At 68.6% G+C, this 12,500-nt stretch carries 13 protein-coding genes; all 13 read left to right on the forward strand.

Annotated features, from left to right (window positions below):
* The first annotated feature begins 39 nt into the window (after positions 1-39).
* The 13 genes from alaS to FVQ89_RS12055 all read left to right on the forward strand — a co-directional run bounded on the left by alaS (position 40) and on the right by FVQ89_RS12055 (position 12,476).
* On the forward strand, positions 40-2,697 hold the full coding sequence (gene alaS / locus FVQ89_RS11995; RefSeq protein ID WP_147902159.1) for an alanine--tRNA ligase: 2,658 nt from the start codon (positions 40-42) through the stop codon (positions 2,695-2,697).
* Between the two features lie 7 nt (positions 2,698-2,704).
* On the forward strand, positions 2,705-3,178 hold the full coding sequence (gene ruvX / locus FVQ89_RS12000) for a Holliday junction resolvase RuvX (RefSeq protein ID WP_147902160.1): 474 nt from the start codon (positions 2,705-2,707) through the stop codon (positions 3,176-3,178).
* Entirely contained in the window at positions 3,168-4,424 is a 1,257-nt protein-coding gene (gene mltG, locus FVQ89_RS12005; protein WP_255513583.1) for an endolytic transglycosylase MltG, read from the forward strand. The genes ruvX and mltG overlap by 11 nt, the downstream gene beginning before the upstream one ends.
* Positions 4,417-5,241: a shikimate dehydrogenase gene (locus FVQ89_RS12010; protein WP_147902161.1), complete on the forward strand. Its 825-nt coding sequence runs from the start codon at positions 4,417-4,419 to the stop codon at positions 5,239-5,241. The genes mltG and FVQ89_RS12010 overlap by 8 nt, the downstream gene beginning before the upstream one ends.
* Before the next feature lie 8 nt (positions 5,242-5,249).
* A complete protein-coding gene (gene aroC, locus FVQ89_RS12015) occupies positions 5,250-6,449 on the forward strand; it encodes a chorismate synthase (RefSeq protein WP_147902162.1) in 1,200 nt (399 codons plus the stop codon).
* Positions 6,446-6,952 carry a shikimate kinase gene (locus FVQ89_RS12020; protein WP_147902163.1) on the forward strand — a complete coding sequence of 169 codons (507 nt, stop codon included), beginning with the start codon at positions 6,446-6,448 and terminating at the stop codon, positions 6,950-6,952. The genes aroC and FVQ89_RS12020 overlap by 4 nt, the downstream gene beginning before the upstream one ends.
* Positions 6,949-8,034, forward strand: a complete 1,086-nt coding sequence (gene aroB / locus FVQ89_RS12025) for a 3-dehydroquinate synthase (protein WP_147902164.1) — start codon at positions 6,949-6,951, stop codon at positions 8,032-8,034. The genes FVQ89_RS12020 and aroB overlap by 4 nt, the downstream gene beginning before the upstream one ends.
* A gap of 32 nt (positions 8,035-8,066) precedes the next feature.
* Positions 8,067-8,504 carry a type II 3-dehydroquinate dehydratase gene (locus FVQ89_RS12030; RefSeq protein ID WP_147902165.1) on the forward strand — a complete coding sequence of 146 codons (438 nt, stop codon included), beginning with the start codon at positions 8,067-8,069 and terminating at the stop codon, positions 8,502-8,504.
* An 88-nt stretch (positions 8,505-8,592) separates the two neighbouring features.
* Entirely contained in the window at positions 8,593-9,150 is a 558-nt protein-coding gene (gene efp / locus FVQ89_RS12035; protein ID WP_147902166.1) for an elongation factor P, read from the forward strand.
* Positions 9,151-9,153: 3 nt separating this feature from the next.
* On the forward strand, positions 9,154-9,564 hold the full coding sequence (gene nusB / locus FVQ89_RS12040; RefSeq protein WP_147902167.1) for a transcription antitermination factor NusB: 411 nt from the start codon (positions 9,154-9,156) through the stop codon (positions 9,562-9,564).
* A gap of 89 nt (positions 9,565-9,653) precedes the next feature.
* Complete coding sequence (locus tag FVQ89_RS12045; RefSeq protein ID WP_255513584.1) at positions 9,654-10,508, forward strand: ABC transporter ATP-binding protein; 855 nt, start codon at positions 9,654-9,656, stop codon at positions 10,506-10,508.
* Positions 10,509-10,552: 44 nt separating this feature from the next.
* A complete protein-coding gene (locus FVQ89_RS12050; RefSeq protein WP_147902168.1) occupies positions 10,553-11,575 on the forward strand; it encodes an aliphatic sulfonate ABC transporter substrate-binding protein in 1,023 nt (340 codons plus the stop codon).
* Between the two features lie 25 nt (positions 11,576-11,600).
* Positions 11,601-12,476, forward strand: coding sequence for an ABC transporter permease (locus FVQ89_RS12055; protein WP_370454470.1), 876 nt, complete (start codon positions 11,601-11,603; stop codon positions 12,474-12,476).
* Positions 12,477-12,500: the final 24 nt, after the last annotated feature.

A 12,500-nucleotide genomic window follows, 5' to 3' on the forward strand; every position in this document is an offset into this window, starting at 1 on the left:
CATCCACCGCCCCGTCGGGGCATCGTCCAAGGAACACCTGTGCAGACCGCTGAGATCCAACGTCGCTGGCTCACCTTCTTCGGAGACCGCGGCCACACCGTCGTCCCCTCCGCGTCGCTCGTCACCGACGACCCGACACTGCTGTTCACCGTGGCCGGCATGGTGCCGTTCATCCCGTACTTCACGGGTGTCGTTCCGGCGCCGTTCCCGCGCGCGACGAGCGTGCAGAAGTGCATTCGCACCCTCGACATCGAAGAGGTCGGCAAGACCACTCGCCACGGCACCTTCTTCCAGATGAACGGCAACTTCTCGTTCGGCGACTACTTCAAAGAGGGGGCGATCTCGTACGCGTGGGAGCTCCTCACGAGCTCCGAGTCGGACGGCGGACTCGGCTTCGCCGAGCGCGACCTCTGGGTGACGGTCTACGAAGACGACGACGAGGCGATCGAGCTCTGGAAGAAGGTCGCGGGACTCCCCGAGAGCCGCATCCAGCGGCTCGGCAAGGCCGACAACTACTGGCACACCGGGCAGCCGGGTCCCGGCGGCCCGTGCTCGGAGATCTATTTCGACCGCGGTCCCGCCTACGGCGCCGAAGGGGGACCGGCTGCCGACGACAACCGGTATCTCGAGATCTGGAACCTCGTCTTCATGCAGTACCTCCTCACCGAGGTGCGTTCGAAGACCGATTTCGACATCGCGGGCGAACTCCCCAAGAAGAACATCGACACCGGCATGGGGATGGAGCGCGTCGCGTTCCTGAAGCAGGGCGTCGACAACATGTACGAGATCGACCAGGTACGCCCGGTGCTGGACATGGCGGCTCAGCTGTCCGGTCGGCGCTACGGCGCGGATCACGATGATGACGTGCGCATGCGCGTCATCGCCGACCACGTGCGGTCTGGCCTCATGCTCATGACCGACGGCGTCTCGCCGTCGAACGAGGGGCGCGGGTACATCCTGCGCCGCCTGCTCCGTCGGGTCGTCCGCGCGATGCGCCTCCTCGGGGTCGACGCGCCGAGCTTCAGCGAGCTCTTCGAGGCGTCGCGCGTCGCCATGCGAGACGCCTACCCGGAAGTGGAAGCCGAGTACGAGCGCACATCGCGCCTGGCGCTCGGCGAGGAGGACGCCTTCCTTCGCACGCTCGCGAGTGGCACGACGATCCTCGACGTGGCGGTGGAGGACACCAAGCAGGCTGGCGGCTCGTCCCTCTCGGGCGACACGGCGTTCCTCCTGCACGACACCTTCGGTTTCCCGATCGACCTGACGCTCGAAATCGCCGAAGAGGCTGGCCTCTCGGTCGACCGCTCGGCGTTCGACACTCTGATGTCCGATCAGCGTGCACGCGCGAAGGCCGACGCGAAGGCCAAGAAGGGCAAGCTCGCCGACCTCTCGGTCTATTCGGAGTTCCGCGCGCAGGGCGAGACGGTGTTCACCGGTTACGACTACCTGCAGACCGACTCGCGTGTTCTCGGGCTGATCGTGGACGGCATCCCGGTGCAGAGCGCGTCGGCGGGGCAGATCGTCGAGGTGATCCTCGCGGAGTCCGCGCTCTACGCGGAATCCGGTGGTCAGGCGGCCGACAAGGGCTCGATCATCGGCAACGGGTTCGACCTCGAGGTGCTCGACGTTCAGCGTCCGGTCAAGGGGCTCATCAGCCACACCGTCCAGGTGCGGTCGGGCGAGGTCGGCGCCGGCGACGCGGCGACGTCGGTCGTCGACCGCGAGTACCGGCATTCTGCCGCGCAGGCTCACTCGGCGACCCACCTCGTGCACGCCGCGCTGCGGCAGACGCTCGGCCAGGAGGCACACCAGTCGGGTTCGTTCAACAAAGCCGGCTACATGCGGCTCGATTTCTCGTGGAACCAGGCTCTCAGCCATGAGACGCGCTCCGAGATCGAGGAGATCGCGAACAACGCCGTGCGCGACAACCTCGAAGTGGTGACCCGCATCCTGCCTCTCGACGAGGCGCGCAAGGCGGGCGCGATGGCGCTGTTCGGCGAGAAGTACGGCGACACGGTGCGGATGGTCGACATCGGCGGTCCGTGGTCCAGGGAGCTGTGCGCGGGCACCCATGTGCGCACCTCAGCCGAGGTCGGGCTCGTGAATCTCGTTTCGGAGTCGAGCGTGGGGTCCGCCAACCGGCGCGTCGAAGCACTCGTCGGGCTGGATGCGTTCCGCGACCTCGCTGCGGAACGTGCGATCGTGTCGCAGTTGACCGCCAACCTCAAGACCCCACGGGAGCAACTCCCCGAGCGGATCTCGGACCTCGTGTCGCAGCTCAAGGCGGCCGAGAAGAAGATCGCCGCGTTCGAGGCCAGCAGACTCGCCGAGCGGGTCCCCGCCATCGCCGCATCCGCTGCGCGCGTCGGGCCGGTTCTGGCAGTGCTCGAGGACGTGGGCGTGCTGGCGTCCGCCGACGAGCTGCGGAGCCTCGTGACCTCTGTGCGCGAGCGTCTCGCCGCCGAGCCGGCGGTTGTCGCTCTTGCTGCACGCGCGGGCGGCAAACCGGCGGTCATCGTCGCGACGACTGCCGGGGCCCGCGACGCAGGTGTCCGCGCCGGAGCGCTGGCGAAGACGGCAGCCGGGGTGCTCGGTGGTGGCGGCGGCGGCAAGGACGACCTTGCGCAGGGCGGCGGCACGGACGAGAACGCAATCCCGGCGGCGCTCGATTCCATTCGCGGCGCTTTGGCGGGCTGACCGGGTCATGCGCCGGGGAGTGCGCGTCGGCGTCGACGTCGGTCGAGCACGCGTGGGTGCCGCACGATGCGACCCCGACGCGCTCATCGCGACGCCGATCGCGACACTCGCTCGCGGTGACGAGACGATCCAGGCGTTGCTCGCGCATGCGGAGGAACTGGATGCGATCGAGTTCGTCGTCGGACTCCCGCTGTCGCTGAACGGGGGAGACACCCCGTCGACGACCGACGCCCGGAAGTTCGCACAGGAGCTCGCGGACGCCAGCGCCCGACCGGTACGCCTCGTCGACGAACGGCTGTCGACGGTCACGGCTCACCGGCAGCTCCAGGCCGGTGGGCGGCGCGCGAAGACGTCGCGCTCCGTCGTGGACCAGGTTGCCGCTGTTATCATCCTGCAGAACGCCCTCGATTCCGAGAGGACGTCGGGTCGTCCCCCCGGAGCCGTCGTCCCCCGCACGAAAGACCCTGAACGTGGCCTCTGATCCGAGTTGGGACGACATCTTCGGACCATTCACCACCGCCCCGCCTGTGACGCAGGACGCGGGGAACGCCCGCTCCGCGAGCCCAGACTCAGCGGACACCCCTGATTCGGCCCCGCCGCCGTCACGACGACAGCTGCGCGAAGCCACGCCAGGATCGCGCAAGCGCAAGCGGCGCAGCCGCGGATTCGGATGGATCATCGCACTCGTCGTGGTAGTCGCTCTCGTGGCCGGAGCAGGTACGACGGTGTGGATCATGTTCGAGGACCGCATCCGCGAGGTGCTCGGCATCGCGCCACCCATCGACTACTCGGGTGATGGGAACGGCACCGAGGTCGTGGTGGTGATCGAGCCGGGCGACATCGGCTCGGATGTCGCGACCACTCTGCACGACGCCGGTGTCACGATGAGCTTCACCGCTTTCTACGAGCTCCTGCTCGAGAACCCCGACGTACAGTTCCTGCCCGGGAACTACCGCCTCGAGGAGGAGATGAGCGCGGCGTCGGCCCTCGCTGCGCTCCAAGATCCGGCGAACAAGATCATCAATCAGGTCACCGTGCCCGAGGGCATCACTGCCGACGCAGCGCTCGAGCTCATCGCATCGGCGACCGAGATCCCGATCGATGAGCTTCGGGCGGCCGCCGACGACTACACCTCGTTCGGTATCCCGGAGAAGGCGGGCGGAATCGAGGGCTACCTGTTCCCGGCGACGTACACGTTCGACCCGGACGTCACTGCAAAGGAAGCGATCGCCACGCTCGTCGACACCATGTTCGAGCATCTGGATGCGGCCGGCGTGGCCAAGGCGGACCGCTTCCGCACGCTCGTCATGGCGTCGATCGTGCAGCGCGAATCCGGTCCCGACGAGTCGGACATGCCCAAGATCGCGAGGGTGTTCGAGAACCGTCTGAAGCGTGGCATGAACCTCCAGTCGGACGCGACCGTCGCGTACGGAACCGGCAACACGCACACCGTGTGGACTACGCCGGAGGAGCGTGCCGACGCCTCGAATCCCTACAACACGTACGCCAATCCGGGGCTACCCGTCGGGCCCATCGGGCTCCCCGGAGACGCCGCGATCCAGGCTGCTGTCCAGCCTGCCGACGGCACCTGGCTGTATTTCGTGCCCATCAACCTCCGCACCGGCGAAACGGTCTTCTCGAACACCCTCGCGGAGCACGAAGCGGCGGCGAACCAGCTCTACGCGTGGTGCCACGAGAGCGACGAGAACGCTGCCTACTGTGAGTGACGCGACCCCGCTGCGGCTCGCCGTACTGGGGTCGCCGATCGCGCACTCGCTGTCCCCGCAGCTGCATGCGGCGGCCTACGAGGAGCTCGGGCTCGATTGGCGCTACGACCGCATCGAGGTGGACGACGCGGGCCTCGATGACTTCCTCGGCGGATTGGGCACCGAGTGGCGCGGACTGTCGCTCACGATGCCTCTCAAGCGTCGCGTCGCCGAGCTCGTACCGGAGGTCGATCCGGTCGCCGCACGCACCCACCAGGGAAACACGATCCTGCTCGATCACGGCACGCCCGTGCGGGCGTTCAACACGGACGTCCACGGAATCGTCGCGGCTCTTGCCGACGCCGGGGTTCAGACGGCACGCTCCGCGGTCGTCCTCGGCGGGGGAGCAACGGCCGAGAGTGCCGTGGTCGCCCTCGAGCAGCTGGGCGCGGAGATCGCCGTCGCCGTCCGCGACACCGCGAAGGTGTCGGGGTCACGAGGGTTCGCGTCGACACCGCGCATCGTGGCCCTCGACGCCGCTGACGACGTGATCGCGGCGGCGGATGTCGTGGTCTCGACGATCCCGCCGCGGGCGGAGTTCCATGTCGTCTTGCCCGCGGAGAACATCTCCGGTGTGCTGCTCGACGTCGCCTACACACCGTGGCCCACCCCTCTCGCGTCCCGCTGGGCGGCGGCCGGGGGCGGCATCGTGCACGGCCTCGAGATGCTGCTACACCAGGCCGTGCATCAGGTGCGGATCTTCGTCTCGGGCGACCCCACCATGCCGCTTCCCGACGAAGAGGCGGTCATCCGGGCGATGCGCGCCGCTGTGGAATGATCGAAGGCATGCTGCGTTGGTTGACGGCCGGTGAGTCCCACGGTCCCGAGCTGGTGGCCATCCTCGAAGGGGTGCCGGCCGGTGTGCCGATCCTCCCCGAGCAGATCCAGGCCGACCTCCAGCGCCGCAAGCTCGGATACGGGCGCGGGGCCCGAATGAAGTTCGAGGAAGACGAGCTCACGATCTCGGGCGGCATCCGCTTCGGCGAGACGATGGGCAGCCCCGTCGCCCTCCGCATCGGTAACACCGAGTGGCCGCGCTGGGTCGACGTGATGTCGCCCACTCCGGTCGACCCTGCGACGCTTCCGAAGGGACGCGGCGCCGCGCTCACCCGTCCTCGGCCGGGACATGCGGATCTCGTCGGCATGCAGAAGTACGACTTCCCTGAGGCACGCAATGTCCTCGAGCGCGCAAGCGCGCGCGAGACTGCAGCCCGGGTCGCGCTGGGCGCCGTCGCACGGGCGTTCCTCGGTGAGCTCGGCATCCGGCTCGTATCGCACACGCTCTCGATCGAGACCGTTCACGTGCCCGACGACGCCGCGCTCCCGACTCCCGACGACGTCGATCGACTCGACGCCGATCCGCTTCGCTGCTTCGACCCGGCCACCTCCGAGCGCATGGTCGCCCGCATCGATCGAGCGCACGACGAGGGCGACACCCTCGGCGGCATCGTCGAGGTGCTCGCATACGGCCTGCCTCCGGGCCTCGGCAGCCACGTGCACTGGGACCGGCGGCTCGATGCACAGCTCGCGGCGGCACTCATGGGCATCCAGGCGATCAAGGGGGTCGAGGTCGGCGATGGCTTCGAGACCACGCGGCGTCCGGGTTCGGCGGCGCACGACGAACTCGTCTCCGACGATGGGGTCATCACGCGGCTGAGTGACAAGGCAGGGGGAACCGAGGGCGGCATGTCCACGGGTACCGTCCTCCGTGTGCGGGCCGGCATGAAGCCGATCGCCACTGTCCCGCACGCCCTCCGAACCGTGGACGTCAGCACGGGCGAAGCTGCGGCCGCCCACCATCAGCGTTCGGATGTGTGCGCCGTCCCCGCGGCGGGTGTCGTCGCGGAGGCGATGGTCGCCCTCGTGCTCGCGGCTTCGGTGCTCGAGAAATTCGGCGGCGACTCGATCGGAGAGACCCGCCGCAATCTCGACGGGTACCTCGGCAACATCCCGGACGCCCTGCGCACGGGCATCTCCCCGGCATGACCGGGCCGCGTGTAGTCTTCGTGGGCCCGATGGGGGCGGGCAAGACCCGTCTCGGCAAGCGGGTCGCTGCGTCCCTCGGCGTTCCGTTCGTCGATACGGATCGGGTGATCGTGACCCAGCACGGCCCGATCGCCGAGATCTTCGATACGCACGGCGAGGAACGTTTCCGCGCCCTGGAGCGCGAGGCGGTGTCCGAGGCACTCCAGACCGCCGGCGTCATCTCTCTCGGTGGGGGAGCGGTGCTCGACGCCGGGACTCGTGCCGACCTCGCGCCGCTTCCCGTCGTCTGGCTGACGATCACACCGGAGGCGGTCGCCGCGCGTCTCGTGGGCAGCGGCCGCCCGCTTGTGCGCGACGGCGGTCTCGAGGCATGGCAGCGCATCGCCGAAAGCCGACGCCCTCTCTACGCCGAAGTCGCCGACGTGGAGTTCGACACCTCGCGCCGACCCATCGACCACATCGCCCGCGACATCGTCGCGTGGCTCGAGACGGAGGACCGATGACCGACACGACGGTGATCCCCGTGCACGGCACGGACGGCATGGCTGACTACGAGGTCCATGTCGGCCGCGGACTCCTCGACGATGTGGCCGAGCACCTCGGATCTCGCGTCGCGAAGATCCTCGTCGTGCACGCGCCGACGCTCGGGGCGCGGGCCGAGCAGCTGCGCGCCCGGCTCGCGGACCGGTACGAGGTGATCCTCGCGGAGGTACCGGATGCCGAGTCTGCGAAGCGCGTCGAGGTCGCCGCCTTCTGTTGGCAGATCATGGGTCAGACCGACTTCACCCGCAGTGATGCCGTGATCGGCTTCGGGGGCGGCGCGACGACAGATCTTGCGGGCTTCGTCGCCGCGACCTGGATGCGCGGGGTGGAGCTCATCCAGATCCCCACGAGCGTGCTCGGGATGGTCGATGCCGCCGTCGGAGGGAAGACGGGGATCAACACCGCGGAGGGAAAGAACCTCGTGGGGGCCTTCTACGCCCCACGCGCCGTGCTGTGCGACCTGGACGTGCTCGACACTCTTCCTCGCAACGAGATCCTGGCCGGGTATGCGGAGGTCGTGAAGGCGGGCTTCATCGCCGAGCCCGAGATCCTCGACATCGTGGAGGCCGATCCGCAGCGCGCGACCGATCCCGCCGCGCCCGAGTTCCGTCGCACGATCGAGCTCGCGATCGGCATGAAGGCGCGAGTCGTGGGCGAAGATTTCACCGAGCAGGGGCTGAGGGAGATCCTCAACTACGGTCACACCCTCGGCCACGCGATCGAACACGCCGAGCGGTATCAGTGGCGCCACGGTGCCGCGATCGCGATCGGCATGATGTTCGCCGCCGAGCTCTCGCGGCTCACGCGTCACCTGTCGGACGCCGCCGTGGACCGGCACCGCCGGATCCTCGACTCGCTCGACCTCCCGACGACGTACCCGGCGGGGCGATGGTCGACTCTGCTGGCCACGATGAAGCGCGACAAGAAGGCACGCGGCGCGCTCCTGCGATTCATCGTGCTCGACGACATCGGACGCCCCACGACTGTGCAGGGCCCCGACGAGGGTCTGCTCTTCGCCGCGTACCAGGAGATCGCCTCCTAGCGGCTTCGCCCGCAACGGTAGGCTGTGGCCCCATGACACGCGTGCTGGTGCTCAACGGCCCGAATCTCGGACGTCTCGGCAGCCGTGAGCCCGACGTGTACGGATCGCAGGACCTGTCGGCCTTGCGCGTCCAGCTCGTCGACGAGGCGGGCGACGGCGTCGAGATCGACCTGCGGCAGACCGACGACGAGGCAGAGCTCATCCATTGGCTCTACGAGGCGGTCGACACCTCGACACCGGTGATCCTCAATCCGGCGGCGTTCACCCACTACAGCTACGCACTGCGCGACGCCGCGGCCCTCGTGACCAAGGCGGGGATCCCCCTCGTCGAAGTCCACATCAGCAACCCGCATTCGCGTGAGAGGTTCCGCCACACGAGCGTCATCTCGGGCGTGGCCACGGGCGTCATCGCCGGTTTCGGGTTCGACTCGTACCTGCTCGCGCTCGGCGCGATCCGCCGCACCGCCTGAGCTCCGCCTCAGCGGCGGCGGCGAACGTCGTTACACTCAGGGGGGCGCTCCTGCCTCCCACCCGATAGGAACGGAACATCTCACTCGTATGGCCACGACGAACGACATCAAGAACGGCAGCGTCCTCAACCTCGACGGACAGCTGTGGAGCATCGTCGAGTTCCAGCACGTGAAGCCGGGCAAGGGCGGAGCGTTCGTCCGCACCAAGATGAAGAACGTGATGTCGGGCAAGGTGGTCGACCGCACCTTCAATGCCGGCACCAAGATCGATTTCGCCACCGTCGACCGTCGTGACTTCCAGTACCTCTACCGCGACGGCGACGGGTTCGTGTTCATGGACACGAGCGACTACGACCAGATCACGGTCCCGGCGACGACGGTCGGCGATGCCGCCAACTTCATGCTCGAGAACCAGACCGTGCAGATCGCCGTGCACGAGGGCGAGCCGCTCTATGTCGAGCTGCCTGCCTCCGTCGTGCTCGAGATCACCTACACCGAGCCGGGCCTCCAGGGCGACCGCTCGAGCGCCGGCACCAAGCCCGCGACCGTCGAGACCGGCTACGAGATCCAGGTGCCGCTCTTCGTCGAGACGGGCACGAAGGTCAAGGTCGACACCCGCTCGGGCGACTACCTCGGTCGCGTCTGATCCGTGAGCTCACGTACCAAGGCCCGCAAGCGGGCACTCGACGTCATCTACGGCGCCGATCTTCGCGAGCGTTCGCTCACCGAGGCTCTCGCGGAGGAGGAGTTGCGCGCGACCAGCTATCCGGAACGGGCGGGCTCCTGGGCGTACGCCCGTGAGATCGTCGCGGGTGTCGACGCGCATCTCGACGAACTCGACGCCGTGATCGAGGCGCACACGAACGGCTGGCCCCTCGACCGGATGCCGCCCGTCGACCGCGCGCTCATCCGCATCGGCGCGTGGGAGATCCTGCACAACGACGAGGTGCCGGACGGAGTCGCGATCGCCGAGGCGGTCGAAGCCGCGTCACAGCTCTCCACCGACGAGTCCGGAGCGTTCGTCAACGGCGTGCTCTCGGCCATCGCCCGGGGGCGCTAGACCCGTCGTGTGACGCCGAGAGGCGTTGTATTGCGTTCCGTGACGAGTCGCTTTGCCGACCCGGTGCCCTGATCCCTACGGTCGGTCGGGTGACCTTGCTCGAGACGACATCCGCGCCGGCGCTCCCCGTGAGCCTCTCCGGTGTGGCGCGCCGATTCCCCTCGCCGGATGGCGGGGAGCGCGTCGTGCTGCGCGAGATCGATCTCTCGATCCGTGCCGGTGAGATCGTCGCGCTGCTCGGGCCGTCGGGCTGCGGCAAGTCGACCCTTCTGCGCCTGATCTCCGGACTCGACACGGCGGATGGCGGAGAGCTGACGATCGCCGGCACCCCCGTCGCGGCCGTCGACCAGCGCTGTGCGGTTGCCTTCCAGGAACCGCGCCTCCTTCCGTGGCGCACGATCGAGCGCAATGTCGAGATCGGACTGCCCCGTGGCACCGAGAAGTCGGCGGGCCGCGATCGCGTCTCCGAGCTGCTGCGCCTCGTCCAGTTGGATCACGCGAGCGGGCTTCGGCCGCGTCAGGTCTCCGGAGGAATGGCCCAGCGCGCGTCGCTCGCACGTGCTCTCGCCCGCAACCCCGGGGTGCTGCTCCTCGATGAGCCGTTCGGCGCCCTCGACGCACTGACCCGCATCACGATGCAGGACCTGCTGCTCGAGGTGCACGCCGTCGAGCCGGCCACGATCGTGCTCGTCACCCACGATGTGGACGAAGCGCTGCAGCTCGCTGACCGCATCGTCTTGCTCGGCACCGACGGCGACACGGCAGGAGCGACCATTCGGCGGGTGCTCGAGGTCGGGAATCGCCGCCCCCGCGACCGCGGCGACGCGCGCCTCGCCGCGCTCCGCGCCGAACTGCTCGACCTGCTCGGAGTCGAGAGCCACCACCCCGAGGACTACATCACCCAGGCGATCAAGGCTCAGCGCTCCAAGCGCGAGAACCCCTGAACGCCGCATCACCCCACCTGAAAACAGCAGAGGAACCCAACACCATGATCCGTAGACGCCTCCCGGCCATCGTGGCCGCAGCCGCCGTCGCAGCTCTCGCTCTCGCGGGCTGCGCCGGGGAGAACGCCCCCACCGACGCCGGCAACGGGGGAGAGTGGAGCTCGTCCACCCTCAACCTCGACTTCGCGACCTACAACCCGCTGAGCCTCATCATCAAGCAGCAGGGGTGGATCGAGGACACGCTCGGTGACGACGTCTCGGTGACCTGGACCCAGTCCCTCGGATCGAACAAGGCCAACGAGGGGCTGCGCGCCGGCGCTCTGGACGTCGGCTCGACCGCCGGCTCCGCCGCGCTCCTCGCACGTGCCAACGGCTCTCCGATCAAGACGATCGACATCTACACCCAGCCCGAGTGGTCGGCCCTCGCCACCCTCCCGGGCTCGGGGATCGAGTCGGTCGCCGACCTCCGCGGCAAGACGGTCGCCGTCACCGTCGGCACGGACCCGTACTTCTTCCTGCTCCAGGCGCTCGATGAGGCCGGTGTCGGGGTCGACGAGGTCGAGATCCAGAACCTGCAGCACGCCGACGGCGGCACCGCACTCGTGAACGGGAGCGTCGACGCATGGTCGGGTCTCGACCCGATGCTCGCTGCGCACGAGATCAACGACGGCGTGGAGCTCTTCTACCGGAACGTCGACTTCAACACGTACGGCTTCCTGAACGCCACCGAGGACTTCATCACCAACCACGCGGACCTCGCGCAGGTCGTCGTCGACGCCTACGAGAAGGCCCGTGCCTGGGCCCTCGAGAACCCGCAGGAGACCGCCGAGCTGCTCGCCGAGGTGGCGGGCATCGACCAGGCCGTCGCCGACAAGGTGCTCCTCGAGCGCACGGTCATCGACCTCGACAACGTGCCCGGACAGGCGCAGCTCGACGTGCTGAAGGTCGTCGCGCCCATCCAGGTGGAGAACGGTGACATCCCGACGCAGCAGGCGGCCGATGACGCCCTCGCGTCGCTGTTCGACACCACCTTCGCCGAGGCTGCCGACCCGAGCCGGGTGGGCTGACCCGATGGCGGCCTCTCCTGATTTCGTGACGGGCGACAGCGTGGTCCGCGGCGGTATCGCCGGACCACCTGCGGACCCGCATGTCACAGGGGAGGCCGCCGTCCACTCGAGCGAGGCGGGGACGAGCGTCGTGGAGCGTCCCCGGCCCCGCCGTTCGAGCTGGCGCTGGCTGATCGGCGCCATCCTCCCGGTCGCTCTTCTCGTGCTGTGGTGGGCGGCATCCCATCTCGGCTGGGTGGCCGCCTTCAAGCTGCCCTCCCCGGAGGCCGTCATCCAAGCGGCCATCGATCTCGCACAGCGTGGCGTGCTGTGGGAGTACATCGGGATCTCGTTGCAGCGCGTGCTGCTGGGATTCGCCATCGGGGCGATCGTCGGGCTGGCCCTCGGCGCGATCGTCGGCCTCTCACGCCTCGCCGACGGCTTCCTCGCCCCGACGATCGGTGCCGCCCGCGCCGTGCCGTCTCTTGCGTGGGTTCCGCTGCTCATCCTGTACCTCGGCTTCGGCGAGGACTCGAAGGTGACCCTGGTCGCGATCGGCGCGCTGTTCCCCGTCTACACCACGGTGGCGGGTGCGCTGCGGCACGTCGACCCGCACCTCGTGGAGCTCGGGCGCGCTTACGGCTTGCACGGTGTCCGGCTGCTCACGACAGTGCAGCTGCCCGCCGTGATCCCCGCGATCATCTCCGGCCTGCGTCTCGCCCTCGCCCAGGCCTGGCTCTTCCTCGTCGCTGCGGAGCTGCTGGGCTCGACGATGGGCCTGGGGTTCCTGCTGATCGAGTCGCAGAACAACGGGCGCATCGATCGTCTCTTTCTCGCGATCCTCGTGCTCGCGGTTCTCGGCAAAGCGACGGATGCACTCGTCGGCGTTCTCGAGAGGCAACTCCTGAAGCGCTGGGGCTGACCCTCCGGCGCCGGGCGACCTGCT

Source organism: Homoserinibacter sp. GY 40078, from assembly GCF_008017545.1.
In the GTDB taxonomy this organism is placed as follows: domain Bacteria; phylum Actinomycetota; class Actinomycetes; order Actinomycetales; family Microbacteriaceae; genus Homoserinibacter.

Excerpts from the sequence above, each read along its gene's own strand:
- FVQ89_RS12050 (WP_147902168.1), top strand. The coding sequence starts at position 10,553 with ATGATCCGTAGACGCCTCCCGGCCATCGTGGCCGCAGCCGCCGTCGCA.
- ruvX (WP_147902160.1), top strand. The coding sequence starts at position 2,705 with ATGCGCCGGGGAGTGCGCGTCGGCGTCGACGTCGGTCGAGCACGCGTG.
- efp (WP_147902166.1), top strand. The coding sequence starts at position 8,593 with ATGGCCACGACGAACGACATCAAGAACGGCAGCGTCCTCAACCTCGAC.
- aroC (WP_147902162.1), top strand. The coding sequence starts at position 5,250 with ATGCTGCGTTGGTTGACGGCCGGTGAGTCCCACGGTCCCGAGCTGGTG.
- FVQ89_RS12020 (WP_147902163.1), top strand. The coding sequence starts at position 6,446 with ATGACCGGGCCGCGTGTAGTCTTCGTGGGCCCGATGGGGGCGGGCAAG.
- FVQ89_RS12030 (WP_147902165.1), top strand. The coding sequence starts at position 8,067 with ATGACACGCGTGCTGGTGCTCAACGGCCCGAATCTCGGACGTCTCGGC.
- aroB (WP_147902164.1), top strand. The coding sequence starts at position 6,949 with ATGACCGACACGACGGTGATCCCCGTGCACGGCACGGACGGCATGGCT.